Origin of the sequence: Polynucleobacter sp. MWH-Braz-FAM2G, from assembly GCF_018687635.1 — a bacterium.
In the GTDB taxonomy this organism is placed as follows: domain Bacteria; phylum Pseudomonadota; class Gammaproteobacteria; order Burkholderiales; family Burkholderiaceae; genus Polynucleobacter.
This window is the reverse complement of record NZ_CP061300.1, coordinates 1485558-1509547: the sequence shown is the minus strand read 5'-3', so window position 1 is coordinate 1509547 and position 23990 is coordinate 1485558. Positions and strand designations below refer to the sequence as shown.

18 protein-coding genes, 1 other RNA gene, 1 pseudogene and 1 riboswitch are annotated in these 23990 nt (G+C 44.1%); of the genes and pseudogenes, 13 read left to right on the top strand and 7 right to left on the bottom strand.

Annotation, left to right across the window (positions count from 1 at the left end; translation table 11 throughout):
* Positions 1–55: 55 nt before the first annotated feature.
* Together lptG and lptF are read right to left on the bottom strand one after the other, a co-directional pair.
* On the bottom strand, positions 56–1210 hold the full coding sequence (gene lptG / locus FD973_RS07615) for an LPS export ABC transporter permease LptG (RefSeq protein ID WP_215322752.1): 1155 nt from the start codon (positions 1208–1210) through the stop codon (positions 56–58).
* Positions 1207–2322, bottom strand: coding sequence for an LPS export ABC transporter permease LptF (gene lptF / locus FD973_RS07610; protein ID WP_215322751.1), 1116 nt, complete (start codon positions 2320–2322; stop codon positions 1207–1209). Before lptF ends, lptG begins: the two co-directional genes overlap by 4 nt.
* Before the next feature lie 162 nt (positions 2323–2484).
* Between lptF and FD973_RS07605 the strand changes: the two genes are divergently transcribed.
* The 7 genes from FD973_RS07605 to FD973_RS07575 all read left to right on the top strand — a co-directional run bounded on the left by FD973_RS07605 (position 2485) and on the right by FD973_RS07575 (position 10449).
* Entirely contained in the window at positions 2485–4089 is a 1605-nt protein-coding gene (locus FD973_RS07605; protein ID WP_371816881.1) for a leucyl aminopeptidase, read from the top strand.
* A 44-nt stretch (positions 4090–4133) separates the two neighbouring features.
* A complete protein-coding gene (locus tag FD973_RS07600) occupies positions 4134–4598 on the top strand; it encodes a DNA polymerase III subunit chi (RefSeq protein ID WP_215322749.1) in 465 nt (154 codons plus the stop codon).
* A gap of 5 nt (positions 4599–4603) precedes the next feature.
* Positions 4604–5392, top strand: a complete 789-nt coding sequence (gene lgt, locus FD973_RS07595; RefSeq protein ID WP_215322748.1) for a prolipoprotein diacylglyceryl transferase — start codon at positions 4604–4606, stop codon at positions 5390–5392.
* Positions 5393–5400: 8 nt separating this feature from the next.
* Entirely contained in the window at positions 5401–6309 is a 909-nt protein-coding gene (locus tag FD973_RS07590) for a LysR family transcriptional regulator (RefSeq protein ID WP_215322747.1), read from the top strand.
* Between the two features lie 139 nt (positions 6310–6448).
* Positions 6449–7753: a malonyl-CoA decarboxylase domain-containing protein gene (locus tag FD973_RS07585; RefSeq protein ID WP_215322746.1), complete on the top strand. Its 1305-nt coding sequence runs from the start codon at positions 6449–6451 to the stop codon at positions 7751–7753.
* Between the two features lie 161 nt (positions 7754–7914).
* The gene (locus FD973_RS07580; RefSeq protein WP_215322745.1) at positions 7915–8898 is read left to right on the top strand and encodes a tripartite tricarboxylate transporter substrate binding protein; all 984 of its coding nucleotides are present in this window, start codon (positions 7915–7917) and stop codon (positions 8896–8898) included.
* Positions 8899–8925: 27 nt separating this feature from the next.
* Entirely contained in the window at positions 8926–10449 is a 1524-nt protein-coding gene (locus FD973_RS07575; protein ID WP_215322744.1) for a malonyl-CoA synthase, read from the top strand.
* Here FD973_RS07575 and FD973_RS07570 read toward each other — a convergent pair whose 3' ends face one another.
* From FD973_RS07570 to FD973_RS07550, 5 genes and pseudogenes are all read right to left on the bottom strand, one after another.
* On the bottom strand, positions 10450–11268 hold the full coding sequence (locus tag FD973_RS07570; RefSeq protein WP_215322743.1) for a sulfite exporter TauE/SafE family protein: 819 nt from the start codon (positions 11266–11268) through the stop codon (positions 10450–10452).
* Positions 11269–11487: non-coding RNA, 6S RNA (ssrS, locus tag FD973_RS07565), on the bottom strand.
* A gap of 99 nt (positions 11488–11586) precedes the next feature.
* A pseudogene (locus FD973_RS11125) lies at positions 11587–11802 on the bottom strand (cell division protein ZapA); the annotation flags it as partial.
* Positions 11783–12070 (bottom strand): hypothetical protein, encoded by a 288-nt coding sequence (locus FD973_RS07555; RefSeq protein WP_215322742.1) that lies wholly within the window; start codon positions 12068–12070, stop codon positions 11783–11785. The pseudogene FD973_RS11125 and the gene FD973_RS07555, both read right to left, overlap by 20 nt.
* A 61-nt stretch (positions 12071–12131) precedes the next feature.
* On the bottom strand, positions 12132–14258 hold the full coding sequence (locus FD973_RS07550; RefSeq protein ID WP_215322741.1) for a TonB-dependent receptor: 2127 nt from the start codon (positions 14256–14258) through the stop codon (positions 12132–12134).
* Between the two features lie 141 nt (positions 14259–14399).
* Positions 14400–14615: riboswitch (cobalamin riboswitch) on the bottom strand.
* A gap of 82 nt (positions 14616–14697) precedes the next feature.
* Here FD973_RS07550 and FD973_RS07545 point away from each other — a divergent pair.
* The 6 genes from FD973_RS07545 to FD973_RS07520 all read left to right on the top strand — a co-directional run bounded on the left by FD973_RS07545 (position 14698) and on the right by FD973_RS07520 (position 23977).
* On the top strand, positions 14698–15315 hold the full coding sequence (locus FD973_RS07545) for a Crp/Fnr family transcriptional regulator (protein ID WP_215322740.1): 618 nt from the start codon (positions 14698–14700) through the stop codon (positions 15313–15315).
* A gap of 202 nt (positions 15316–15517) precedes the next feature.
* Positions 15518–17227: an oxalyl-CoA decarboxylase gene (gene oxc / locus FD973_RS07540; RefSeq protein WP_215322739.1), complete on the top strand. Its 1710-nt coding sequence runs from the start codon at positions 15518–15520 to the stop codon at positions 17225–17227.
* A 49-nt stretch (positions 17228–17276) separates the two neighbouring features.
* The gene (gene frc / locus FD973_RS07535) at positions 17277–18527 is read left to right on the top strand and encodes a formyl-CoA transferase (RefSeq protein ID WP_215322738.1); all 1251 of its coding nucleotides are present in this window, start codon (positions 17277–17279) and stop codon (positions 18525–18527) included.
* A 277-nt stretch (positions 18528–18804) separates the two neighbouring features.
* A complete protein-coding gene (gene frc, locus FD973_RS07530; protein ID WP_215322737.1) occupies positions 18805–20052 on the top strand; it encodes a formyl-CoA transferase in 1248 nt (415 codons plus the stop codon).
* A gap of 1 nt (position 20053) precedes the next feature.
* Positions 20054–20986 carry a methionyl-tRNA formyltransferase gene (locus FD973_RS07525; protein WP_215322736.1) on the top strand — a complete coding sequence of 311 codons (933 nt, stop codon included), beginning with the start codon at positions 20054–20056 and terminating at the stop codon, positions 20984–20986.
* A 168-nt stretch (positions 20987–21154) separates the two neighbouring features.
* Positions 21155–23977, top strand: coding sequence for an autotransporter-associated beta strand repeat-containing protein (locus tag FD973_RS07520; protein WP_215322735.1), 2823 nt, complete (start codon positions 21155–21157; stop codon positions 23975–23977).
* Positions 23978–23990: the final 13 nt, after the last annotated feature.

Sequence of the window (23990 nt, the reverse complement as noted above, 5' to 3'; positions counted from 1 at the left end):
CCTGTCTTTATATCTACAAAGATATAGGAATCAAATTCTAAATGATTTTTGGGTATTAAGCTTTAGAAACCCAGCGCAACCCCATTAACGCCAATAAGAAATAGATCAGCGGTGGGGTCAGGGCGGTGATGAGCGCAGGCCAAGATCCCAGCAGTCCCACGTTAGAAAACAGGGAATTGAATAGCTGAAAGCTCATGCCCAACATAATTCCGCCAAATACTTTGATGCCTACGCTGCCAGCACGTACCTTCAAGTAGGCAAACGGAAGGGCTAAGGTAAGCATGACAAAAATAGTAAAGGGGTAAACCACCTTTTTCCAAAAGGCAATTGAATGGCGTTGCGCATCTTGCTTGTTCTCTCGCAAATGAGCAATAAAGCGGCCTAAACTCACAATTGACATTTTTTCTGGGCTAATTAAAAGCACATTCAAAATCTGTGGCGTGACTTCAGACTCGAGTGTCAGAATAGGATGCGTAAAAGTGTGAGCACTAAAGACAGGATTTAGCGGGTCTGATTGCTTTGTTTCCTTAAAACGTGTTTCTGTCACATCATTTAAAACCCAGATACCAGTCTCATCAAACTTCCCAGATTCAGCACTACGAATCGATAGGAGGTGATAAGTGTCATTAAATTCATACATGCGGATATTGTGAATTTCATTATCTTTATCAACCTTACCCACGTTGACATAACGTACTCCAGGTCGAACTGGACCACTGCCATCCTCATCGCGCAAGCGATCCTTAACCCAAACCCCTGTTCTAAATTGGGATGAATAGGTTGATCCCATTGCTTTCATGCGAATCTGTTCGGACTTATTCTCGGCATAAGGGCCAACCCATTCGCTCATGATGAGCGTAAGAACAATTAAAGGAAGGGAAATTTTGGTAAGGGTAATGAGACCTCGTTTTACATCTAGTCCAGCAATACGCAAAATAGTGAATTCGGATTGGCTAGCGAGCATTGCGAATACGTAGATACTGCCAATTAAGCCCGCAATGGGAATGATTTCAGAAATACGGCTGGGTGCCTTTAAGAGTACGTGCAGTAATGCCAAGGGGAGTGTATAAGCGCCTTGTACAGAACCCAGTTCACTCAAAATATCGAAGAATAAAAATAAGGCTACCAAAGCAAACAAAATGAAGCCAAAAGCAGCATAAATCTGCTTTGCTAAGTAGCGCTCATAGATGAAAGGGAAGAGTAGCTTCATTTGTTTGCCATGGAGGCAGGTAACTGGCGTCGCCACCACTTTAGGGATGGATTAATACGATTGCGAATTAAAGCGGTCGCAATTAGAAGAGCAAGTAAATGGATTGGCCATATTGCTACAAAGACGCTGACTTTGCCTTGCGAAACAAAGTTCTGAGTTAAGTTCAGTAGGTTGCTGTAAATTAAGTAAATCAAAACTGCATAGAACATGGCTGTGTAGTTACCAAGACGCGGATTTACATAGGCAAGGGGTATGGCTATCAAAACCAAGCCTAGCGCCATTAAAGGTAGCCCAATGCGCCAAAGTAACTCAGCTCGATTGGGATTGATTGCGGTAGGTGAGGGGTCATTAAGCAATTCCTGAATTGTTTTTTCTCGATCGCGCGGTGCTGGTGCTAAGGCATCTTTACTGCGAATTTTAGTGCTGTACTCGCTGAATTCTAGAATCCTAAAATCAGGCTGTGTCGGTTGCCCTTCATATCTTCGACCATTGTGAAGAACAACGGATTTCTCACCATCTTCAGAATTTTGAATAAAGCCTGTGGATGAAACCGCAATGCTAAGACGCCCATTTTTTTGATCAGCAACGAAGATATTTTTTACTTCGCTCTTTTCAACGTCGAGCTCTTCAATAAAAAATACTCTCTCTGCTTTTGCGGATTCTTTGAATTGACCTGCACTCACCATCGAGACATCGTCACGTTGTTGAAAACGTTGGCTAATTAGGGTCGATTCACGATTGGCCCAAGGCCAAACAAAAAGGGCAAGCAAGGCGATGACGATAATCAGCGGCGTTGCAAATTGCAAAATAGGGCGGATCAAATTTGTCACGCTTAATCCACTTGCAAACCAGACAATCATCTCTGAGTCTTTGTACCAGCGAACCAAAACAATTAGGGTTGCGACAAAAAGGGATACCGTTAGAAGAACTGCAAGATAACCTAGAGTTGCTAGGGCTATTAGTACAAGCGCATCCTCTGGATTGACTGAGCCGTTTGCAGCGTAACCCAGGATTCGAATCACCAAGGTGGTGACCATGATAGTAACTAAGACCAAAAAGACACCGCCAGTCGTAAAACTGAGTTCGCGGCGGAGGGCCTGTTTAAAAATCATGGAATTTGCGGTTGGAATTAAGGGTTATGTGTGACTGCAAATGGCTTATATTGCTGCTGTTAGGGGAGGTTGATCTCATGTCGGAGGATAATGGATAAACGTCTCAAGATAACAAATTCCCTCTTTTTTGAACCGACCAAAATACCGTAATAGATTATGACAATTCAATTTAGCACGAAGATTTTCCCCCAGGCCGACCTCCAGAGTCCAAAACTCTTGAAATCTAGTCTTAAGACCCTACTTGGCCAAAATACCGACTGTTTGATATTGGGTTACTCCAAGGCGGATTTGGATGGATTCACTGCCGCAAAGGGCGCTAGTGCCAAGACGGGATTTTTGCTCGAATTAGATCTGGCTCTAGGTGGTTCGGTAAATCACGCCAATATTGTTGGGGATTTGGATTCTAAGCAAGCTTCTGTGTGTTTATTGCGCGCAGAAAAGTCTTGGTCTGCCAATGGGGTTAAGGTAAAGCGTGTATTGCTTGTAAGTTTGGGGGATGTTCATCTTGCCAGTGATCGTAGTTTAAGTACTTACTCCAAGGTGGCCCGAGCAGCATTAAAAGTGCTCAGTGGCGGATCCATTGAAGCTGCGATTTGGTACACCCCCAGCTTTGCCCTGGCCCATAAAGCCGATTTCATTGCGGAAGAGGTGCGCCTTACTATTCAATATGCAGGCGATCAAGCTTATCGTTTTGGTGTGCGTCACCCTGCCATGAAATTTAAAGCTAAGGATAAGGCGGATACTTTCAAGCATTTAGTCTTTGCAGGCAATGAAGGTTGCGCCAAAGAACTCAAGTCTGCAGTTGAGCAAGGTGTAGCGATGGTTGAAGGAATGAATCTCGCTAAAGATCTTGGCAATCTTCCGCCCAATATTTGTACGCCAACTTATTTGGGTAAAACGGCTCAAGGTTTGAGTAAGAAGACGGGTCTAAAAGTTGAAGTATTGGGTCTTAAACAGATTGAAGCTTTAGGGATGGGCTCATTTCTCTCTGTTGCAAAAGGTTCAGCTACTCCTCCTCAATTTATTGTCATGCGCCATCAAGGTGGCAAGGTTGGAGAAGCTCCTATCGTATTAGTTGGCAAGGGCATCACCTTTGATACTGGTGGTATTTCATTGAAGCCTGGTGAAGCCATGGATGAAATGAAGTACGACATGTGTGGTGCAGCATCAGTCATTGGTACGATGTATTCAGTTTCATTAATGAAGCTGAAGAAAAATGTCATTGGCGTCATACCGACTTGTGAGAATATGCCGTCAGGTCAGGCAACACGTCCAGGCGATATTGTGAAGAGCATGTCGGGGCAAACCATTGAGATTCTCAATACAGATGCAGAGGGACGGTTAATTCTTTGTGATGCGCTCACTTATGTGGAGCGCTTTAAGCCAGCTGCAGTAATTGACATTGCAACCTTAACCGGTGCTTGTGTTATTGCGCTTGGTCATGTCCATAGCGGACTGTTTTCTGAAGACGAAACCTTGGTTAGAGAGCTTACAAAGGCAGGTCACGCCTCATTGGATACGGTATGGCGTTTGCCTTTAGATGCGGCTTATCACGAGCAACTCAAATCCAATTTTGCGGATGTTGCCAATATTGGTGGCCGTCCTGCTGGAAGTGTGACGGCAGCATGTTTCTTATCGCGTTTTACTGAGAAATATAAATGGGCACATTTGGATATTGCTGGAACTGCATGGAAGAGTGGTGCTGCTAAGGGCTCGACTGGTCGCCCTGTACCGCTCTTGGTTAATTTCTTACTTGAGCGTAAGTAATTAGTGGAAAGAATCCAATGCTAGGCTCTGTGGATACAAATTGAATGGCTCGAATCGATTTTCATAGCAATGTTGCTGATAAATTGGAATACGCTTGTCGTTTGACGCGAAAGATTTGGAGCGCAACACCTGAAGGTGAGCCAGTGCGCAACATTGTGATGGTTGGAGAAAGGGCTGATCTTCAAAAGCTCAATGAACTCCTTTGGACTTTTAGTAACACTGATTTTCTGCCGCACTGTTTTATAGAAGACGAAGCGGCTGCAGAAACTCCAATTGTTTTGACGGATGACTTTGCCTCTCCTGCGCTCAATAACATTCCCCATGCCGATGTCATGATTCATTTGGGAATGCGAATGCCTAAAAATGTTCCAGCTTTGGTTGAAAGATTTCCTCGAATTGTTGAGGTGGTAACGGTGAATGAGGCAGAGCGTTTGGCTGGTCGTGAGCGCTATAAAGCGTACCGTGAGTTAGGTCATGAATTAAACAACTTTGACCAATCTAAAAGTTAATATTCATGTTGATTCATCCTCAGTTTGATCCAGCCGCAATTCGAATCGGATCCTTTGCCATTCATTGGTATGGCTTGATGTACTTAATGGCCTTTGCGCAATTTTTGCTTTTAGGTCGATTGCGAATACAGGCCTCGCGTTATCAAGCCTTAGGGTGGACCTATAAAGATTTAGAAGACTTGCTATTTGCTGGCGTTCTTGGTGTGGTGTTGGGAGGACGTTTGGGTTACACCCTGTTTTATATGCCCGGTTTTTATTTATCCCATCCCTTGAGTATTTTTAAGATTTGGGAAGGGGGCATGTCTTTCCATGGTGGATTGCTAGGGGTTCTAGTCGCGCTTTACTGGTTTGCTAAAAAGCGCAAGACCACCTTTTTTGTAGTGAGCGATTTAGTTGCGCCTTTGGTTCCTTTTGGTTTGGCTTTTGGCCGCCTTGGAAACTTTATTAATGGTGAGTTGTGGGGTAGACCGACTGATCTTCCTTGGGCGATGATCTTCCCAATGGTTGATTCGGTTCCGAGGCATCCCTCGCAAATTTATCAACTATTTGGTGAAGGTATCTTTCTTGGTGTTGCTTTGTGGGTTTATGCAGGCAAACCAAGGCGCGTTGGTCAAGTGTCTGGATTTTTCTTGTTGGGCTATGGAGTCTGTCGGTTCTTGGCTGAATATGCCCGTGAACCCGATGCCTTTTTGGGTCTACTCGGGCTTGGCTTGTCGATGGGTCAATGGCTATGTATACCAATGATGATTTTGGGTATTTATTTGATGACAGCATTTAAATCCAAAACCGTCTGATCACTTTTATGTTGAATGAAGAGCTCACGCTAAGGAAGTTGGAGATTCTCTGTTCATTTGTGAGAACGGGAAGTCTTTCTAAAACTGCTGAAGAAATGCGCTTAAGCTCGGTGAGCATACATAAAGCATTGCATTCGCTCGAGTCTGGGGTGGGGTGTCCTCTTTTTGTTAAAGATGGACGTCAACTAAAAGCGTTGCCTGCAGCAACCTATCTCGCTGAGGCGAGTATAGATTTATTGGCTGATTTAGATCGCGTTCTAAAAAAGACTAGAGCAAAAGCAGGGGTCGAGAGCAGTCAAATTCGCTTAGGGTCTATGTACTCCCTAACAGCAAACATCATTCCTCGCATGATTATGGGTACCAAAATCCGTAGATCTGATTTGGATATCGATTTGTATCTGGGGTCTAACGAGGATTTAATGAAAAGACTTACTGAGGGCAGTGTTGATGCAGTCGTCATTGCAGTGCCTTCAACTAATCTTCCGGATGGTATTCAGGTAGTGCCTTTATTTGAGGACCAGTTGTATCTAGCGTCCTCCAAGTCTGCTAAACCAGCGCATGCCAATATTGATTTATCAGAGTATCAAGGCGAAAAGTTTTTGACTTTAAAAGATGGTTTTGCGACCACTTCTGGGTTTTATGAAGCTTTTCAGTTAGCAGGATTTAAGCCCAATGTAGTGATGAAGGTGGGTGATATCTTTTCCCTTATGAATATGGTTTCGGGAAACCTTGGCAGAACATTGTTGCCAGGAAGGGTAAAAGCGCTGATGGGCAATGCAATTGAATTTACCCCTTTGTTACCTAAATATCAGGTAACCCAACATATCGGTTTAATGTACCTTCAGGCTAATGAATCGAATCCCAACATTTTGGCGCTTGCAGCAGAAGCCCGTATGTTGCATCGCAATAATAGCTAATACTACCCCTAGGTATACCCCTTTTCATTAACTTAAAGTTAATGAAATTACATTCCAATTAATTGATTTAGGGGTTACTCGGCTTTACATTTATATCGACCCATTATCCCTATGGGAAAAATTCATTGAGAGATCATTCATGCTCGAAAAGTTAACAAAAGCGCGTTACTTTTCCCGCGTCACAGGCGCGGTCAATCGACTTATTTCTGAGCGAGGGGAATCGAACGCGGTAAGCATGGCTGATGATGTAATTAATAACTACCGCAAACTTTCCAAAGATCAGCATCTCAAATTTTTTACCTTTTTATTTGAAAAATTAAATCCGGATGCAACTGCGGTAATGGCTGCGGCTCAAAATTTTTCTGCTGAGGCGAGCGCACGTAATTACATTAAATTGCAGCGCGTTACAGAACCCCCGAGGCAAGAATTATTTCGTCGCCTCAATCGCGCAACCAATGGAACTGCGGCCTTAGTAGGTATGCGGCGCGATTTATTGCAGTTGCTTGATAAGCAACCCGAGTTAACCGCAGTCGATTTTGACTTACGCCACCTGTTGTCTTCTTGGTTTAACCCTGGATTTTTGAAGATGCATCGAGTGGATTGGAAGTCTCCAGCTGAAGTACTGGAAAAGTTAATTCAGCATGAGGCTGTGCACGCGATCGATGGATGGGATGATTTGCGTCGTCGATTGCAGCCTGATCGTAGATGCTTTGCTTTTTTTCACCCACAACTACCCAATGAACCCCTCATTTTTGTTGAGGTTGCCTTGTTGCCAGAAATACCAGCGGTAATTACTCCATTAGTAGATAAGAGGGCGGAGACAGTTCATCAAACCTCTCAATACAAGGTTGCCGCTTTCTACTCCATCAGTAACTGTGAACCAGGCTTGCGTGGTGTCTCAATGGGTAATTTCTTAATAAAACGAGTTGCTGAACAGTTACATGCAGAATTTCCAAGTCTGAAAACATTTGTAACCTTATCGCCTATTCCTGGTTTCATTGATTGGATTGCTGCGGGCGCGGATATTGATGGTGAAAAGTCTGGCGTGCAGTTAAAGCCTGCTATTCGTGCGTCACGTGAGCAGGCTTTAGAAACAATAGGACTATCAAATCGTTCTTGGGCGGAACGATTGAGTGCTGGGTGGCATCCAGACAATGCAACTGAAAAAGAGAAGGCCGCATTGTTATGTTTAGCCAGTATTTACCTAGGATTGGGATCTGCGGGTCGCAACGGAAATCCAGTGGCTAAATTTCATCTGGGTAATGGTGCCAAATTGCATCAAATCAATTGGGCTGGTGATTTGTCTCGTAAGGGTTTAAGACAATCGGCTTCGCTCATGGTGAACTACTTATATGACCTTTCAGCAGTGGAGGAGAACCATGAGCGTTTCACTCAAGGTCAGATTGATTATTCAAGAGCAGTAGGCAAGTTAATGACTCTCTAGAAAAGAATTTAGGAGGAGATGCTCTGAGGTAGAGCCCAAAGAGGTTCATCTTGGGGTTTATTAAACGAACTGGGCGACAAGATCCAGAAAGCAGTAAGGCGAAAATTAAGCGGTTTTAATAATGTACATAGCCATCATGAATGGTAAGTGGAGGAGACATCATGTTTAAGCAGTCGAGCTTTTCGGTAGTGATTAAGAAAGCACTTTTTCTAATTTGCGCAACGCCACTATTGGTGTGTGCACAAGAGTGGCCTAATAAGCCGATTACAGTGGTTGTGCCATTTCCTGCGGGGGGCGGCACAGATGCATTTGCTAGGCCTTTAGCTGCTCAGCTTACAAAGCAGTTAGGCAAACAAATCGTGATTGACAATCGTGGCGGTGCTGGAGGCACTTTAGGGGCTTCCATTGCAGCTAAGGCTGCACCAGATGGTTATACCTTCTTCATGGGCGCGGCCCACCATGCAATCGCTCCAGCTATGTATCCAAACTTGGACTACGACATTGAGAAGAGTTTTATTCCGGTGGCAATGGTGGCCAATCCGCCTCAGGTAATTGTGGTCAATCCCAAAAATGTTCAAGTTAAAAACCTCAAAGAATTTATTGAGCTCTTAAAAAAGAATCCTGGCAAATTCAATTACGCCAGTGCTGGCAACGGATCATCACATCATTTAGCTGCCGAACAATTTAAGATGTTGACCAAAACCTTTATTACACACATTCCTTATCGCGGTGCTGGGCCAGCCATGCAAGATTTAATTGCGGGCCAAGTAGATATTGAGTTTGATGGCTTGGGATCATCTGCGGCCCAAATTAAAAACGGTTCAATAGTTGCAATTGCTGTGGCATCTCAAAAACGCGCTCCTGGTTTTCCAGATGTACCAACTGCTGCAGAAGCAGGATTAGTAGGTTACGAAGTTTCTACATGGTACGGCTTATTTGCACCTAAGGGCACACCTCAGCCAATTGTTGACCGCATGATTGTTGAGGTGCAAAAAGCCATCAATACTCCTGAGTTAAAAACTATCTGGACTAATAATGGCTCTGATACGCCGAATTTGTCTGGTGCAGCATTTGGCAGGTTTGTGAATGCCGATATCAAACGTTGGGCTGCTGTAGCTAAGGCTTCTGGCGCTAAATTAGATTAAACATTACCCCTAGGATTTGAGGTTCTTATGAATTTGTATTCACTATTGGAAAAGGGTTTTCCAAAAGATAAAAAAGCTTGCGCAATTGAGACGCATGATGGTCTTTATTATTCTTGGGGTGATCTAGAAGGGGCAACGGCAAAGCTTGCGAATTTACTTGCCAGTCTGAAGTTGCCAAAGGGATCCAGAGTTGCTGTGCAGGTAGAAAAGTCACCTGAAGCACTCTTTTTATATCTAGCAACCATCCGTGCAGGCTATGTATATTTACCTCTCAATACAGCTTATCAAGCCGCTGAAATTCAATATTTCTTAGAAAACGCAGAGCCTGCAGTGGTTGTATGCAGTAGCAAAAATCTTTCTTGGGTATCCAAGGTAGCTGCTAAAGCTGGCACTAAACATGTCTTCACCTTGGATGAAAACCGGACTGGTACTTTATTAGAGCGTGCGGCCAGCTTAAGCAATCAATTTAAAACTGTTGCAGCTAAAGATGATGACCTCGCAGCAATTTTGTATACCTCTGGTACCACTGGTCGCAGCAAAGGTGCGATGTTGACTCATAAAAATCTGGGAAGTAATGCACAGGTATTGCAAAAGTTTTGGGGTTGGAAAAAAGGCGATGTTTTATTGCATGCCTTGCCTATTTTTCATGTGCACGGTTTATTCGTAGCGGCACACGGCGCATTGATTAATGGCAGCAAAATGATTTGGTTGCCGCGTCTTGATACTGCGCAACTTATCAAGCATATGCCTCAATCTACAGTCATGATGGGAGTGCCTACTTTTTATGTGCGCTTGTTGGCTGATAAAGGATTTACAAAAGAAGTTGCGCGTAACATGCGCTTATTTATTTCTGGATCTGCTCCGTTACTCACAGAAACATTTAATACCTTTATTGATGTGATAGGACAACCTATTCTTGAGCGTTATGGCATGAGTGAAACAGTCATGCTGGTTTCCAATCCATACAAAGGAAAACGCGTAGGTGGTTCTGTTGGTCTGCCATTGCCTGGGGTTCAGGTGAGGGTGGTCAACGAAGATAACAAGCCTTGCAAAGTAAATGAAATTGGTGGTATTCAGGTAAAAGGCCCGAATATATTCAAAGGCTATTGGAGAATGCCTGAGAAAACTGCCGAAGAATTTACTAAAGACGGTTGGTTTAAGACTGGAGATGTTGGTCGTTGGGGCGGTGATGCTAATGGCGGTAAGGCGCCTAATAACTACTTGTGTATTGTTGGTCGCAGCAAGGATTTAATTATTTCCGGTGGTTATAACGTTTACCCCAAAGAAATCGAGAGTTTCATTGATGACATGGACGGCGTTGATGAAAGTGCTGTGATTGGTATTCCTCATCCTGATTTTGGTGAGGCGGTCATGGCTGTAGTTGTGCCTAAGGCTGGGGCGAAGTTAAATGCGGAAGCGATGATTGCAACTTTGAAAACACAGATTGCGAACTTTAAGATTCCAAAGCGTGTAGAAATCGTTGCTGATTTGCCTCGTAATGCGATGGGCAAAGTGCAGAAAAATATTCTGCGTCAACAATTTGCTAGTTAATTAAAATCCGAATGCTTTGCGGCTTTCATTGAACATGAATGCCGCAAGCATGAGCAACATTACCCCAAAAATACGCTTTAGTTGAGCCACATTTAGTTTGCGGGCCATTTTTGCGCCTAGTGGTGCAGTAAATATGCTAACCGTTGCAATGCAAATGACTGCGGGCAGGTAAACAAACCCCAATGAGCCAGCAGGAAGGTTGGGGTGTCCCCAGCTCCCATACATATAGCCTATAGTGGCTGCTGCTGCTATCGGAAATCCCAATCCGGAGGAGCTTGCCATTGCTACATGTGGTTTTACATTGCACCAAAGCATAAAGGGTACTGTAATGAAAGCGCCACCTGCACCCACCAAGCTAGATAGGGCTCCAGCAAATGTTCCAAACCCAAATATGCCTAAGGCACTCGGAAGGTCTCTACCAGCTTTAGGTTTTTTGTTCAGCAACATCTGGACAGATGTATAAACAATAAATACTGCAAAAAATAGTGAAAGCCAAGAAGTATTTAAGGCTTCAAATATTTTGCTGCCACCTATTAAGCTACCTATCACTAAACCTGGGCTTAATGACGCAACCAATTTCCAATCAATTGAGCCATGTTTGTGATGCGCCCAGATTGCAGAGGTGGTAGTGAATAAGATGGTGGCCATGCCGGTGGCAATGGCCATATGCACAATCACGCTTTGATCAAAGTGGAGATGATTGAAAACTAGAATCATGAAAGGCACCAGAATCATGCCTCCACCGATACCTAACAAACCCGCAAGAAATCCAGAGATGCTGCCACAGAGCATCAGCATGGCAATGTCGCTTAGTAACATGAATTCCCCGCCTTAGCCGCTAGGCCGTCATCCTGAACCCTAAGGTTCAAGGTGGAACGGCTACTCTGCTTCGGGTGCATTAAGTAGTTCAGGGAGTAACCAAGTCTAAGTTGGCACTGTGATCTAACAAAACGCTCACGCCCACAAGGTAAAGATCGTTCCGGATGCTTGCGCATCGGTTCAAGGAACTATTGGCCTTGGCGAACCAGGCAGGGAAAGGGTTTGCATCAACTCATCCACTTGTTTTTCTAATACCTGAATTTCACCTTGAAGACGGGTTACTTCATCGGCACTGATATTAGAGGTGGTGCTTTGTTGCGATTGATTATTTTGCAATTTAATGAGGTCTCCCGCGATTTTTAATGCGGCCATCATGCTAGCGCGTTCTATGCTGCGGTTGCCACCCTTAATTGCAAGTTGTATTTGTTCGTCAACCAACACACAAGCGGAGCGCAAGAGAGACTCATGCTCAGCGCTGGTTGCTAAAGTAATTTTTTGACCAGCGATGTTTACTTCAATGCGTTGTTGGCTCATTGTCATCCTCTGGGTTATTTGGTGTAACAGCTTCGCCGAGTAAATTGAGTTGGCGACCATCGCTTTGTTCTGGTAAACGACTCAAAATATGTTGAATGCGTTTTTGTGCATCCTCAATCTTGTTTTCTTGTTGCGTACGTTCTTGGACCAGATTTTTAACCGCATCCTGAATCAAGGAAATTTTGTACGACAGGCGCTCAACCGAAGCGCTCAAGGCATTTAAGCCTGGCGCTTCAGAATCCTGGGGAAAGGAGGTTAGCTCGCTCATATAGGCATTGTAGCCTTAGGCTTAGCTTAGATGCTAGACCTGGCAAGCTAAGCTCAAAATGCTAGTTAAAGCTGTACTTGAGAGATGCAAAAACTGATCTCGGTTCACTGGGGTAGTAAAAGTGCCTTCCAGAAAATGAGCTCACACCCCCATAAGTGGAGTATTGGGCATTACCCACATTTTTAACCGTTAATCGCCCTTCGATGCCCTTGAACTTATAAGAGGTAAAAATATCTCCGATGACATAAGCAGGCATCGTTGGGGTTGCGCTGTAATTATTTGGTCCCGTATCGTAATGTTGATTGCTAACGTAGTTCACTACGCCTCCTACTGACCAATTGCTGGTAATCAGGTAATTTGCTCTGGCGTTAAGCAATGTATCTGGGACGATGGGGATGGCATTTCCTGCAAAAGGGCCATTTGCATAATATGATTTTTGGTACTTGCCTCCCGCAGCAACAAAAAGTGATGGGGAAATATTTGAGGAGATATCAAACAAAATCCCTCCTCGATTGGTTTGGTATATCGAGTTGTAGTTATACCCAGTTGAGGGGTTATAACTAATCTCATTTTGTGTCATGGATTTAAATATCGACGAAGTAATCTTTGATTTCCAGACGGACCAGCTGCCACCCATCTCATAAGTTTGGGTAGTTTGGGGTTGCAATATTCCATTAAAGACAGTTTCGTAAGCCCCATCAGGGTTGTATGCAAAGCCCCAGTACTCATCGATGTTGGGAAACCTGAAAGACTGATTCCACTTTACGTACACTCGTTGCCCTGGCAGGTAATTCGCATTTAGGGCAACATCCCCTGCGTTAGCTGCAAATTGCTGAGAATTATTGACGGTGCCATTGGCTGCGTAAATCGATGTATTTGTAGTTGATGCTTGCTGTACTTGACGTCGGAATCCGCCACTTGCTTCCAATATTTTGCTTAATGGAATCCTTTGGATTAGATAAAAAGAATTATTGATCTGTGTAGCGCTTTGCGAATCGCTAGTTAGATTGCCGTAATAGATGCCGTAAGTATTGTTAATAGCATCGAACTGGTTGGCGCGGATAATTCCTTGAGAAAGTGGTGAGTAACCATTGCTACCACCTTGATTGGCTTTGGAAAAATCATACCCAATGATGGTGGTACCAATAACACCCAGGTTTGCTTTTAAGCGTGGAGAAAGTGCAAGTTGCCAACCAACCAATTTATTGTTCATTGGCCCGCCAGCATAGCCAAAGTCTGGTGTCGCAAAATAATCTGCTTGTGGTGTGTAATAAAAAGAGGTCTTATTGTTATAAGAAGTATCTATCTCGAATACATAATTCTCATTCAAAGACTTGGTGAGTCCTTGGCGAAAACCCAAATTGTTTGTGCTGTAATTATTTCCAGCATTCTGAGGGCTCACGGATAATGGATTGCCTGAGCCAACCAAGCCTACTACTGCACTCGCTAATTGTTGGTTGGTGTAGCCATAGTAAACATCAACGTAGGCACGATCACCACTACCTAAGTCTTGAGAAATTTTTGCATCGATAGAGTAGGCGTTCGCAGCTGTGTTGGGTCTCCAACCATTGGTGTTGGAGGTATTCGCACTGAGCTGAAGCGTAGTTTTATCAATGGTATTTCTAAATATCGCATTATTGATTGAGGTGCCCCAAGTTCCATAACTTGCTGATACTTGGTTGAAATTCTTTTTTCCACCGTTGGTAATGATGTTGATTACCCCGCCAACAGCGCCATTGCCATACTGGACGCTCGCGCCTCCTTGAAGTATTTCAATGCGCTCGATGGAATCAATGGGGATCGTTGACCAGTCGACATTTCCAGAGTCAATTGGATTAATTCGGATTCCATCAACTAATACGGCAGTCGTACTGTTGCCTGTTGGCCCAAATCCTCCCATATCAACGGATGCATCTAGGTTAAGGGAGCCAGAATTTAGCCCGCTCACTCTTAAGCCGCCAATTTGCGATAACACTTGCGGGATGGTATTCGAGCTGGAGTTTTCTATTTCTTCGCGAGTGATGACATTGACATTGGCTGGCACCTCATTGAGGTTTTCTTCAAAGCGGGAGCCCGTAACAATGACGGTGTTTGAAGAATTTTGTGCAAAAACAAAAAGAGGGGAGTTGAGTAAGGTTAAAGCGGCGCAAATCTGAGCGATTTGCTTTTGTTTGAACTGCTGTTTCATGACTAGCTTTCTGTTATCGAGTGCCTAGCTAACTTCCCCGTTAGCTGGGTCGAACAGAATTTCCCGTGCAGGAGTTCAGGCGTCAATGAGGCGCAGGATGAGAAACTAAGCGCTTTCTTGGCGCGCGAAGATCCCCGTCCGCAAAATTCCACCTGTCTTGGCCGGTATCCGGGCTAGTAAATATGAGAATCTGGCCTTCCCATGCGATTGACGCGCACAGTGGCTTTGTCAGATTCCTGACGCCTTCGACTGCAAATAAAGACGCATTTACCTACCGTTGCGGGGGCAGCACACGTTTAGTGTTTCCCGTTTAACTTTATTGCACTGCAACAAAGCACCACGACTACGTCATTCTAGCTTATTTGATTGGGTATATGCCCTAAATAAGGGCTTTAAAGGGTAAAAAAGCCTACAATAGTGGGTCTAGGATTAAGGATTCATGACTGTATTAGATAAGCACCCCGAAAAAAACCTGATTCGTTTGCAACTGAGTCAAAACTCAGTCCTAAAAAGCTTGGATCAGGAAGCAATGGCCGATTTAGAGCGCCATTTAGAGATTTCTGATCTCAAAAAATCAGAAATCTTGCTTCACCAAGGTGATCACCAGATGGAGCAATACTTCGTATTGGATGGCATCTTGAAGCGCATTGTTTCTAGTGCGGATGCCAAGGAAATGATTCTGCGCTTTGCGATTGAAAAGGATATTGAAACTAGCTATGCCGCTTGGCGTTTGAAGACTGCTGCCCCATACAGTATTGCGTGTGTAACGAAGGCAAGGGTGGCGCGGATGCCTCTTAAGAAATGGGCAGAGTTTCTTGAGCAGCACAAACCTCTCAAGGAGAGTTTTGAGTTTGAAGTCATGCGCCTGATGAGCGAGATCATGGCCCATACCATTACCTTGCACATGTTGGACGCCCCAGGCCGAGTAGAGCGATTCTTGCGCAAATATGAGGATTTATTTGAGCTTCTCCCCAAAAAGGAGCTGGCTGCTTACCTCAATTTATCGCCCGAGACTTTGAGTCGCCTCAAAACAAAACACAAAGAGCTTTTTATATAAGTTTGTGGGCTCCTGTAATTATAGGAATTAGGGGGGAAATTGACCGAAGTCAATGATGAACCCCCTCCCCAAGCCTAATATTCATTTCAGCCTAAACGGGATAAATACCCGTTGTGCGATTAATAACTAAATTGGAGACGTTAGCGAAAGCTAAATTGCAACAACCCATTCAGGGCAGACCCGCAATTTTAAAAAAACTTCTATGACAACAGATAACCAAAACACCCAACTTACAGATGGCTTCCATCTCGTCATTGACGCTTTGAAAGCCAATGACCTCAACACCATTTTCGGCTTGGTTGGTATTCCAATTACAGACTTATGCCGCCTAGCGCAAGCAGAGGGTATGCGTTTTATTGGGTTCCGCCATGAGCAACATGCTGGTAATGCTGCGGCGATTGCTGGCTACATGACGCAAAAGCCGGGTATCTGCATGACAGTTTCCGCGCCTGGATTCTTGAATGGTTTAACAGCCCTTGCTAACGCAACTGTTAACTGTTTCCCAATGATTTTGATTTCTGGTTCAAGCGAACGTGAAATCGTTGACTTGCAACAGGGTGACTACGAAGAGATGGATCAGCTTAACGCTGCTAAGCCATATTGCAAAGCTGCTTATCGTATTAATCACATAGAAGATATCGGTATTGGTTTTGCACGCGCCATTCGTGCTGCAGTATCTGGTCGTCCTGGCGGTGTGTATTTAGATTTACCAGCCCAATTACTCAGCCAAACAATGCCTGTAGAAGAGGCTAAGAAATCAATTTTCAAGGTAATTGATCCAGTTCCACGTCAAATCCCAGCAGCTGATGCAGTTGCTCGTGCATTAGATGTGCTCAAGGGTGCAAAGCGCCCACTGATTCTTTTGGGTAAAGGTGCTGCTTATGCACAAGCAGATCAAGAGATTCGTGATTTGATTGAAAAGTCTGGAATTCCTTACCTGCCTATGTCAATGGCCAAAGGCTTATTGCCAGACAATCATCCGCAGTCTGCATCCGCAGCCCGTTCATTTGTATTGGCTGAGGCTGATGCAGTGTTGTTAGTTGGCGCACGTTTGAATTGGTTGCTTGCGCACGGCAAAGGTAAAACTTGGGGTAAAGATCCGAAGAAATTTATCCAAATCGACATTCAAGCAAATGAAGTGGATAGCAACGTACAAATCGCTGCTCCATTGATTGGTGATATTGGTTCTTGTGTTGGTGAACTTTTGAAAGGGATTGCTGCCGTTCCTAAGCCAAGCGCTGAATGGATCGCTGCAATTACTGAGAAGAAAGATAAGAACACCGCCAAGATGGCTGAGACATTGGCCAAGGAAGCTAACCCAATGAACTTCCATGGCGCATTGCGTGTGATTCGTGATGTGATCAAGAAGAACCCAGATGTGAATTTAGTAAACGAAGGTGCTAATACGCTTGACTATTGCCGTGCGATTGTTGATATGTACAAGCCACGTAAACGTTTTGACTCGGGTACTTGGGGCATTATGGGTATCGGAATGGGTTATGCAATTGGTGCAGCGGTAACTAGTGGTTTGCCAACCGTAGCAGTTGAGGGCGATAGCGCATTTGGTTTTAGCGGCATGGAATTGGAAACAGTTTGTCGTTACAAGCTTCCAATCACAACGGTTGTATTTAATAACAATGGCGTTTATCGCGGTACTGATCAAAACCCAACTGGTGGTCCTGATGTTGCACCAACCGTGTTTGTTAAAGACGCGCGCTATGACAAGATGATTGAAGCATTTGGTGGTGTTGGTTACTACGTAACCACTCCAGCAGAATTAGAAGCAGCGTTAACAGAAGCAATTGCTGCCGGTAAACCAGCTCTCATCAATGCTGTTATTGATGAAACCGCAGGTACTGAAAGTGGGCGTTTAACAAACTTGAACCCATCCACTGCAGCTGCTAAGAAGTAATCCCAAATTAATTTAGAAGCAAACAAGAAAGACTTAAGGAGAAACAAACATGACTAAACCATTAGATGGCATTCGTATTATTGACTTCACTCACGTACAAGCAGGTCCTGCATGTACTCAGTTGTTAGCTTGGTATGGCGCTGACGTGATTAAAGTAGAGCGCCCAGGTGCTGGTGACGTGACTCGTAGCCAGTTGCGCGATATTCCAGGCGCTGATGCTTTGTACTTCACTATGTTGAATGGTAACAAGCGTTCTTTGACTTTGGATACTAAGACTGCCGAAGGTAAAGAAGTATTAGAGAAGATGATCAAGACTTCTGATGTCATGGTTGAGAACTTTGGCCCAGGTGCTTTAGATCGCATGGGATTCTCTTGGAAGCGTATTCAAGAATTGAATCCAAGAATGATCATGGCTTCTGTAAAAGGTTTTAGCGATGGTCACTCATACGAAGATTTGAAAGTGTATGAGAACGTTGCTCAGTGTGCTGGTGGCGCCGCTTCTACAACTGGTTTCTGGGATGGTCCTCCTACAGTTTCTGCAGCTGCTTTGGGCGACTCCAATACTGGTATGCACTTGGCAATCGGTATTTTGACTGCTTTGATGCAGCGTGAAAAAACTGGCCGCGGTCAAAAAGTATCTTGCTCAATGCAAGACGCTGTATTGAATTTGTGCCGTGTGAAGTTACGCGACCAACAACGTTTGGACAAAGTTGGTTACTTGGAAGAGTACCCACAATATCCACATGGTTCATTCTCTGATGTAGTTCCACGTGGCGGTAACGCTGGTGGTGGCGGTCAGCCAGGTTGGGTTTTGAAGTGTAAGGGTTGGGAAACAGATCCAAACGCATACATCTACTTCACTATTCAAGGTCACGCTTGGGAGCCAATTACTAAGGCTTTGGGTAAACCAGAGTGGGCAACTGATCCTGCTTACATGACTGCCGAAGCGCGTCAAGATAAGATTTTTGACATCTTCGCAACAATTGAAGATTGGCTCAAAGATAAGACTAAATACGAAGCGGTGGATATCCTCCGTAAGTTTGATATTCCATGTGCCCCAGTTCTCTCCATGAAAGAATTGGCTGCATCTCCAGACTTGCGTAAGAGTGGTTCGATCGTTGAAGTTGACCACAAAGTACGCGGTAAGTATTTGACTATCGGTAGCCCAATCAAGTTCTCTGATTTGCAAATCGATGTGAAGCCATCTCCTGTATTGGGAGAGCATACTGATGAAGTGTTGGCCGACCTTGGTTACAACGCTGAAGATATTGCTAAGTTGCATGCAGCAAAAGCAGTTTAATAAAACCAAGATTCCGCAATAAGCGGTTGTTTGTAGTTATCTTAAGGCGCCCCTTGTGGGCGCCTTTTTTATGTCCTCCTAATGAGGTAATCTCTCGCAATGCAAGTCTTCTAAGTCCCATATAGGACCTTGAAATCCCTCTGTTTCGATCTCATATAGCTTTTGTAAGGCTTAGATGGGTTTTGTGCCCAATAATTGGGCGAACTTCAAATTCCCTTATTTCTCGCTGGTAAAATTGCCTTAATTCAAAATTTTCATTCTTATTAGGACTTAAACCATGGCAAAAGCACTAGAAGGGGTCAAAATCCTCGACTTTACGCACGTTCAATCGGGACCAACCTGTACACAGTTACTGGCTTGGTTCGGTGCGGATGTAATCAAAGTAGAAAAATCAGGTGAAGGTGATGCAACTCGCGGTCAATTGCGCGACATCCCTGATGCGGACAGTTTGTATTTCACAATGTTGAATCACAATAAGCGTTCAATTACCGTCAATACCAAAACCCAAAAGGGTAAAGAAATTCTGGAGCGTTTGATTAAAGAGTGTGACGTTTTAGTTGAAAACTTTGCACCAGGCGCACTCGATCGTATGGGATTTTCTTGGGAGCGTATTCAAGAGCTCAACCCAATGATGATCATGGCTTCAGTAAAAGGATTTGGACCTGGACCATATGAAGATTGCAAAGTATATGAAAACGTAGCGCAGTGTGCTGGTGGCTCTGCATCTACTACTGGTTTTGATGACGGCCCTCCGATGGTGACTGGCGCACAAATTGGCGACAGTGGTACTGGTTTGCATTTGGCGTTAGGTATTGTTACAGCGCTTTATCAACGCACTCACTCTGGTCGCGGTCAAAAAGTATTAGCAGCGATGCAAGATGCAGTGTTGAACTTGTGCCGCGTGAAATTACGTGACCAACAACGCTTAGAGCGCAATGGCTTGATGCAAGAGTATCCACAGTTTCCTAATGGTGAGTTTGGTGATTCTGTGCCTCGCGCTGGCAATGCCTCTGGTGGTGGCCAACCTGGTTGGATCGTGAAATGCAAAGGCTGGGAAACTGACCCAAATGCTTACATGTATGTGATTGTTCAGGCTCCAGTTTGGGAGGCTGTATGTAAAGTTATTGGTCGTGAAGATTGGATTACTGATGTGCGTTTTGCATCACCAATGGCACGCTTACCCCACTTGATGGAAATTTTCGGCGAGATTGAAAAATGGACGATGACCATGACTAAGTTTGAGGTCATGGATGTATTAAATAAATACGACATCCCATGCGGTCCTATTTTGTCTATGAAAGAGATTGCTGAAGAGCCTGCATTGCGCGCGACTGGTACTGTAGTTGAAGTGGATCATCCGATTCGTGGCAAGTACCTCACTGTTGGCAATCCAATCAAGATGTCAGATAGCCCAACAGAAGTGACGCGTTCACCATTACTGGGTGAGCACACTGATGAGATTCTTCATGAGTTGGGTTACACCACTGACGATTTAATTGCCTTACGTCACGATAAGGTAATCTAAGATGCGGATTGCTTTGATTGGGAGTGCGGATTTTGGTAAAGCTGCTTTAGAGGCTTTTTTAGACCGAGGCGATGAAATAGTTGCTGTTTTTTGTCCGCCAGATAATCCCAAATCAAGTAAACCTGAAGTCTTAAAAGAGGCTGCGCTAGCAAGGGGATTAAACCCCTTGCAATTTGCATCATTAAAAGGTCCTGACGCTGCTCAAGCCATGATTGATAGCAACGCAGATATCTGTGTGATGGCTTATGTTGTTCAGTTTGTGCCGCAAGAGCTGGTGAAGATTCCGAAACATGGAACGATTCAATATCACCCATCCTTGTTGCCCAAGTATCGTGGGCCAAGCGCCATTAATTGGGCGATTGCATTGGGTGAAGAGAAAACCGGTTTAACAATCTTCCGCCCTTCAGATGGCTTGGACGAAGGTGAAGTAATTTTGCAAAAGGAAGTGCCGATTGGTCCAAACGATACGCTCGGCAAAATCTACTTTGATCATCTCTTTCCAATAGGCATTAAAGCGCTGATGGAGGCCGCTGATTTGGTAGTGGCCGGTAAGCATCAAGAATTGGTTCAAGATGAATCAAAAGCAAATTATGAAGGGTGGTTTGATGCAAGCGCTGCACAGATTCATTGGGCAAGCCATATTAGTCAAATCTATAACCTCATTCGTGCATGTAATCCTGCGCCAGGAGCTTGGACTAAGTTTGGCGAGCAAAAGGTCCAAATTTATGATTGCCACAAGCATGTAGCTGCAACATTTAGTGCTGTTGAAGGTAAGCCTGGAGAGATCACTCAAATCACTTTGGATTCTTTTTTTGTTGCCTGTCATGGTGGACAAATTGAGGTGCTCAAAGCCAAAGGTGCCGCTGGCAAGGTTTCTGGTGCAGAGTTGGCAAAGGAGTTAAGCCTAGAAGTAGGGCAGTCCTTCGCACTTTAATTTTGCTATTGAAAGACTCTTAGTAAGGCAGGATCTCGTTTAATTGCAATAATCTTCTCTTAAAAATACTAGTAGAAAGATACTAGTATTAGTATTAAATTCTATTTAAAGTTTATACGCATTAAATATAATTAAATTCCTTTAAATAGCAATTTAAATATATTTGCAATGAAAACAATCGCATCTCGCTTATTCATAATGGGCGTTCTGTTCTTGTTAGCGCCCTTAGCGAGTGCGCAAACCACCTGTTCAAATGTTGATCCTGCTACTGGAACAATTACTGGCACTACAGTTACATGTACCGGAACTGGAGCTGCATATTCTGGACGCATTGGCGCCACAACCAGCCTGGCTACAGGTGCGCCAACGCAGAGTGGTATTACGGTTACAACGGACCCAAATACTTCAATTGGACTTAACTCTACAATTTTTGGCCCTAATACAGCAACAATTAATTTGCTTGATAACGCCAATATCACGATAGGCAACAATGCAACCGTGTCTGCGCCAAACAGTGGTGCTGCTGTAGATAATTCGGCAATCTATTTTCGTAATGGTGGCACTCTTTTAATTGGAGCCGGAGCAACTGTTGTTAATTACGCTATAGGTGGCACAGGCGTGCCTCCAATCAATGCTGGCAATAACACCATTGAATTTAATTCGAATAACACCATCACCATTCAAAGTGGTGCCACTGTGAATGCAGATGGCAATGCCTCTTCCTCTGAGGCGATTAACCCCACTGGAACTGGTAATACTATTAATAACTCTGGAACAATTAAATCCCGAACTGGTACAGCGATTTGGTTTCAAAATTCAACAGGAGCTGGTTCATTAAATACGGTAAACAACCTTGCTGGTGGTCTGATTCAAGCGGGTACGGGTGGCCAAGCGATTGGAGCTTCCGGAAATGGCAGTGTGAATTTCAATAACTGGGGAACCGTATCTGGAAATCTATCCTTCGCTACTGGAACAAATAATGTAACTCTTTACACGGGCTCGTCTATTACCGGTTCAATCAATGGCGGGGGCGGCACTAATACATTGCAATTGGCTGGTTCGGGATCCAGCACTTTTAGTAACACAACATCTAATTTTCAGACCTTAAATAAATTAGATTCAGGTACATGGACTCTTGCTAATCCGTTGACAGCTATCTCTAGATTGGCTTCGGTAAGTGTACAAGCTGGCACTTTAACTTTGCAGGGTGACAATAGCGGGTATGGCGGTAGCACATTGATCAGTTCGGGTGCCACCCTACAAGGAAATGCATTGGCGATTCCAGGCTCAACAGCAAGTGGTTCGACGGGTTTAACTAATAATGGAGCTATCGTATTTACTGATAGCGGTAGTGGCAGTTATTCAGGAGTTATTTCTGGAGCTGGTAGTGTATCCATGACTGGTTCTGGTGTTCTCACATTGTCAGGTGCTAATACTTACAGCGGGGGTACAACCGTTTCTTCTGGAACTTTGGTGGGAACTACAACAAGTATTCAGGGTAATGTACTAAATAATTCAAGCGTGAACTTCAATCAGGCTTTTGATGGCACCTATGCAGGAGTAATGAGTGGTACGGGTGCGCTTGCAGTAGATGGCTCAGGTATTGTGACATTCAGTGGTGCCAATATATACACGGGTTCTACCACGATCAATAGTGGCGGCACACTTGCCTTGGCGGATTCAGGAACGATTGCGAATTCAGCATCAGTTGCTAATAACGGAACCTTTGATTTACAGCAAAAAACTACTAATACCAATTTAGTAGGGAGTTATACCCAATCTAGTGGCGGCACACTTAAGTTGGGATTTACAACTGCAAATAATGAAAAGTTGTTGATTGGAACGACTGCTAGTATTGCTGGTTCACTCTATGTCAATGCTGCTCCTGGATACTATTCCGCAGGGCGCTATACCTTGATTAATGCTCAGGGAGGATTAACTGGTAGATTTTCTAGCTTTACAAATAACTTTGATGAAGCTACATCAAAGTATCGCTTGGGTTATGACGGTAATGATGTATTTTTGTATCTTGATACCCCATTTTTAGAGGTGGATAACGTCAATACTGTTCATTCTGTTCAGATTAATGCCTCTGGTTTATCAAGCATCTATAACCAGCAAGTTGCAGCATATCAAGCAGCTTTGATGTACGACTGTCGTGTTTACGATAAAAATAATATCTGCGTAAGTGTTGGTGGACGTTATACCTATTCAGGGCCATCACCATCAGCCAATCAACAAGCTGCTCTATTGGTCTTGGGTTATAAGCCTTCACCGAATTTTCGCTTTGGCGCATTTGCCGACCAAACCATTAGCGTTGCAACACCGTCTGGTTTTAGTCAAAGCAACAATAGCCCGATGTGGGGGCTATTTGCTAAGTGGTATATGAACCCAGATGAAACCGGGTGGGGGGTTCAAGCCTCGGGTGTTGCTTCGAATAGTACGCTGACTATTACGCGTCAGCAATTACAAAATACAGAAGCTGGTTCTGGTTCAACTTCATTTAATGGTCAAGGCTATCAGTTAACGACCAATTATCACCAACCAATAAGTAATTCGGTTTCAGTGGTGCCTTATGTTGGACTGCGTTATACCCATCTGAATAATGGCGGGTACACAGAAGGCAGTAATGCCAATGTGACATTACCGCTTTCATACAATTCGTTAACGCAAAACACTTTCTCAGCAATCGGGGGAATTGGTTTTCGTGTAGGGCTATCTGAGAACTTAACTGGAACTGCATCAGTTGGTGTTCAGCAAAATCTTAAATATTCTATGAACAACTACCAAGTTACTAGTTCGATTGTTGGATTAGAAAATTTTAGTGTAGCAATGCCTGGCAATGTGAATACGATGGCTGCAGCTTCTGCTGGTTTGTTCTATGACATCAACAAGCGGGAGCGTTTAGGCTTTAATGTGCTCTGGCAGCAGCAGCCATTCATTGCCACAAACACTACTACGGCGCTCGCTACCTACACAATTGGTTATTAAACTTCGGGCGTGA